At 76.9% G+C, this 4,065-nt stretch carries 4 protein-coding genes and 1 pseudogene; 3 read left to right on the top strand and 2 right to left on the bottom strand.

Annotated features, from left to right (window positions below; translation table 11 throughout):
* A pseudogene (locus tag EJA20_RS19210) lies at window positions 1-248 on the bottom strand (hypothetical protein); the annotation flags it as partial.
* A 62-nt stretch (window positions 249-310) separates the two neighbouring features.
* Here EJA20_RS19210 and EJA20_RS18095 point away from each other — a divergent pair.
* The gene (locus EJA20_RS18095; RefSeq protein ID WP_240675634.1) at window positions 311-1,051 is read left to right on the top strand and encodes a TetR/AcrR family transcriptional regulator; all 741 of its coding nucleotides are present in this window, start codon (window positions 311-313) and stop codon (window positions 1,049-1,051) included.
* Window positions 1,052-1,139: 88 nt separating this feature from the next.
* The gene (locus EJA20_RS18090) at window positions 1,140-1,370 is read left to right on the top strand and encodes a DUF3107 domain-containing protein (protein WP_420836457.1); all 231 of its coding nucleotides are present in this window, start codon (window positions 1,140-1,142) and stop codon (window positions 1,368-1,370) included.
* A 127-nt stretch (window positions 1,371-1,497) separates the two neighbouring features.
* Here the strand turns inward: EJA20_RS18090 and EJA20_RS18085 are convergent, their stop codons facing one another.
* Window positions 1,498-2,340 carry a ferritin-like fold-containing protein gene (locus EJA20_RS18085; RefSeq protein ID WP_129339903.1) on the bottom strand — a complete coding sequence of 281 codons (843 nt, stop codon included), beginning with the start codon at window positions 2,338-2,340 and terminating at the stop codon, window positions 1,498-1,500.
* A gap of 278 nt (window positions 2,341-2,618) precedes the next feature.
* On the opposite strand from EJA20_RS18085, the gene EJA20_RS18080 reads away from it, so the two are divergent.
* On the top strand, window positions 2,619-4,065 hold a 1,447-nt coding region (locus EJA20_RS18080; RefSeq protein WP_164984062.1), incomplete at its 3' end, for a DEAD/DEAH box helicase.

Below are 4,065 nucleotides of genomic sequence, written 5' to 3'. Positions count from 1 at the left end.
CCGGCGGCGGACCCGGCCGCGGACGCGGTGGCCGCGACGTCGGGTCCCGACGTCCCGGCCGCCGCGGTCGGTGCTGCGCGGGTGCCCGCGAGCGCAGCGCCGGGGCCGGACGTCACGGCCGCGCCCGTCGCCATCCCCAGCGCGAGGGCCGCCACGACGAGGGCGGCCGCCCCGACGTGCCCCGACGCGACCCGCGCACGACGCACGAGGGCGCGGGCGGGCCGTCGACGCGGCACGGGAGGGGGCACACCACCATGCTCGCACCCGCGGACGCCCCGGCGCGGCGCGGGCGGAGCCCTACGATCGGGCCGTGCACGGCGACAGGCAGGTCACGGACGCGAGGGACGCCGCGCCCACGAGCGGCCCCGTGCCGCGCGTGCGCGGGCAGCGGCTCGCGCGCGACGCCCGCCGCACGCAGGTGCTCGAGGTGGCCGAGGAGCTGTTCTCCACGCAGGGCTTCCACCACGTGTCCATGGACGACATCGCCGAGCGGGCGTGCGTCGGCAAGCCCGTCCTCTACCGGCACTTCCCCTCGAAGCTCGACCTCTACCTCGCGGTCGTCGACGGCCGCGGCGACGTGCTGCTGCACGAGGTGGAGGCCGCCCTGCAGCCCCTCGGGGACGGCCCGGTGCTCGCCGGGGACGGACGCCGGGTGGTCGACGCGGTCGTCCGGGCCTTCTTCGCGTTCGTCGCCGGGTCCGGCGCCTCGTCGAACCTCCTCTTCGAGTCCGACGTCACGCACGACCCGGCCGTGCGCGCCCGGGTGGAGAGCGCGACGGGCCAGGTGGAGCAGCGCGTCGCGACGGTGCTCGGCAGCGCGGCGGGCCTCGCGCCCGCCCCGGCCGGGCTGGCCTCCGTCGCCCTCATCGCGCTCGTGCGCGCCGCGGCGACCCACCACTGGCGCCACCCGGACCGGCTCCCGGCGGACGAGGCGGTCGCGCTCGTGTCGACCCTGTGCTGGGACGGTGTCGTCACCGTGGCCCGCGGCGACCGTCCCGACCGTCCCGACCGCACGGACCCCACGGACCCCACCGACCCGGCCGACCGCTGAGAGGCCGCCGCCCCCCGGTCCGGCCGCCGGGCCGCCGCTGCCGGGCGGGCGTCTAGGATCGACCCGCTCGACCAGGACAAGGGAGACGATGACGGTGGACATCACCATCGGTGTGCAGCACCTGCCCCGTGAGCTCGTGCTCGAGTCGGACCAGACCGCGGACGAGGTGGCCGCGGCCGTCGCCGCCGCGATCGAGGGCGGCACGACGCTGGAGCTGCGGGACTCGAAGGGTCGTCGCGTGATCGTGCCGACCGCCTCGCTGGGCTACGTCGAGCTGGGCTCGGAGTCCAAGGGACGCGTCGGCTTCGGCTCCGTCTGAGCGACGACGACGACGGGCCCCGACCACCGCGGTCGGGGCCCGTCGTCGTCCTCGGACCGTCCCCACCGCCGCCCCCGAGCGGTCCGGGAGCGGTCCGGGAGCGGTCCGGGAGCACCCCGCGCGGTCCTCAGGCCGTGAGGCCCAGCCGCGACATGCGGCGCGTGTGCTCGGCGGTGAGCTCGCCGAAGATCTCCGTGGTGCCGCCGGGGGCCGTGGGCGCACCGGCGGTGGGGCGCGGGTCGGCCGGCGTCCCGGCCGCGCCGGGGCCGGCGGCCGCCGGGCGCGGGACGGGGCGCTCGGCGATGAGGCGGGCGAGCCCGGGGTGCTGCACGACGAGGCGCTGGACCGTCCCGAGCGCCTCCCCCACGAGGCGCCGCCCCCACAGGGCCAGGCGCGCCGTGAGGACGTCGTCGTCCGCGCCCGCGGCGTCGAGCTCGGCGACCGCGAGCTCCGCGTGGGAGGCGTCCTCGAGGACCTCGAGCACGAGGTCGCGCGAGCGCTCGTCGATGCCCGTCGCGACGAGGCGGCAGAAGTCGTCGGCCACGCCGTACCCCACGTAGGCCTTGAGCAGGCGCTCCCACCAGGAGCTGGGCTCGGTGCGCGCGTCGAAGTCGTCCAGCAGGTGCTCGTACGGCCGCATCGCCTCGACGGGGCTCGCCCCGAGCTCGACGACCCGGTTGAGCACGCGGTCCCGACGCTCGACAGCCTCGACCGCGAACCGGCTGAGCTGGAGGCGCTGCTCGAGCGTCGGCGCGACGGCGGCGTCGGCGGCGAGGCGGGCGAAGGACTGGTGCTCGAGCTGGGCGACGAGGCCCAGCAGGTCGACGGCGTCCCGGGCCCGGGTGGCCGCGTCGGCACCGACGCCCGCGTCCGCGCCGTCGGCGGCCGCGCCGACCACCGCGGCGCCCGCGTCCTCGGCCCCGTCCGTGCCGACGTCGGTGCGGCGGTGCGAGCGGGGCGTCAGGGTCATCCGGGCACTGTACCGCCGGACGGGCACCCGGCCGTTAGACTGACGCCGTTCATCGGTTGCCCGGTCGTCACCTCTGTCGATGCACCACCGGTGCCCGTCGCGCCTCACCGCGCGCGGGGACCACTCGGGCCGGCCGGCGCCGCACCCGCGGCCCGTCGGACGAGCGACTTCCGCGATCGGCTGCCGCCAGCCAGCGTGACGCCCCGCCGCGCCGCCACGGCCGCACCCGCGGCCCACGCCGCAGCGCGCCGCGTCGCCCCTCGCAGTGAAGAGCCCGCGTGACGACCCAGACCGACCCCGCCGGCACCGACCCCACGACCGGCACCCCCGACCCCGCCGACACCTTCGTCACCGAGGCGGACGCGCACGCGCGCTCGTCCCTGACGACCGCCTCCTCGGTCCAGGCCGTCGACGCCTCCTTCGCGGACTTCGACGTCCGCCCCGAGATCGTCGCCGCCCTCGCCGACGCGGGGATCACCCAGCCCTTCCCCATCCAGGCCATGACGCTCCCCGTCGCCCTGGCCGGGCACGACATCATCGGCCAGGCCAAGACGGGCACGGGCAAGACCCTCGGCTTCGGCGTCCCGCTGCTGCACCGCGTCGTCGCCCCGGGCGAGGAGGGCTACGACCGCCTCGCCGCCCCCGGCAAGCCGCAGGCGCTCGTCGTGGTCCCGACGCGCGAGCTCGCGGTGCAGGTCGCCGGCGACCTCGCCACCGCCTCGTCCAAGCGGTCCGTGCGCGTCGTCCAGGTGTACGGCGGCCGCGCGTACGAGCCGCAGGTCGAGGCGCTCCAGCGCGGCGCGGACGTCGTCGTCGGCACGCCCGGCCGCATGATCGACCTGCTGAACCAGCGCCACCTCGACCTGTCGCACGCGGTCGAGGTCGTGCTCGACGAGGCCGACGAGATGCTCGACCTCGGCTTCCTGCCCGACGTGGAGCGCCTCCTGGGCGCGACGCCCGCGAGCCGGCACACGATGCTCTTCTCCGCGACGATGCCCGGCGCCGTCGTGGCGATGGCCCGCCGCTACATGACGCAGCCGACGCACATCCGCGCGGCCGCGCCCGACGACGACGGCCAGGTCGTCAAGAACATCGCGCAGGTCGTCTACCGCGCCCACGCGCTCGACAAGGTCGAGCTGCTCGCGCGCATCCTGCAGGCCCGCAAGCGGGGCCTCACGATCGTCTTCGCCCGCACGAAGCGCACCGCGGCCAAGGTGGCGGACGACCTCGTCGAGCGCGGGTTCGCCGCCGGCGCGCTGCACGGCGACCTGGGCCAGGGCGCCCGCGAGCAGGCGCTGCGCGCGTTCCGCCACGGCAAGGTGGACGTGCTCGTCGCCACGGACGTCGCCGCCCGCGGCATCGACGTGGAGGACGTCTCGCACGTCATCAACTACCAGTGCCCCGAGGACGAGAAGACCTACCTGCACCGCACGGGCCGCACCGGCCGCGCGGGGCACACGGGGACCGCCGTCACCTTCGTGGACTGGGACGACCTGCCCCGCTGGGGCCTCATCGACAAGGCCCTCGGCCTGGGCATCCCCGAGCCGGTGGAGACCTACTCCTCCTCCCCGCACCTCTACGCCGAGCTCGACATCCCCGAGGGCGTCAAGGGCCGGCTGCCGAAGGAGCAGCAGACCCGCGCGGGCCTGTCCGCCGAGGTGCTCGAGGACCTCGGGGAGACCGGCAAGCGCACCGCGAAGCCGGCGGGCCGCGACGGCTCGCGCG

Source organism: Cellulomonas endophytica (assembly GCF_004123805.1).
Classification (GTDB): domain Bacteria; phylum Actinomycetota; class Actinomycetes; order Actinomycetales; family Cellulomonadaceae; genus Cellulomonas; species Cellulomonas endophytica.
The sequence above is the reverse complement of the archived record's forward strand: the minus strand, read 5'-3'. Positions and strand labels throughout refer to the sequence as shown.

What these genes read in the sequence shown, in the direction of transcription:
- EJA20_RS18090 (WP_420836457.1), top strand. Translation starts at nt 1,140, where the DNA reads ATGACGGTGGACATCACCATCGGTGTGCAGCACCTGCCCCGTGAGCTC.
- EJA20_RS18085 (WP_129339903.1), bottom strand. Translation starts at nt 2,340, where the DNA reads ATGACCCTGACGCCCCGCTCGCACCGCCGCACCGACGTCGGCACGGAC.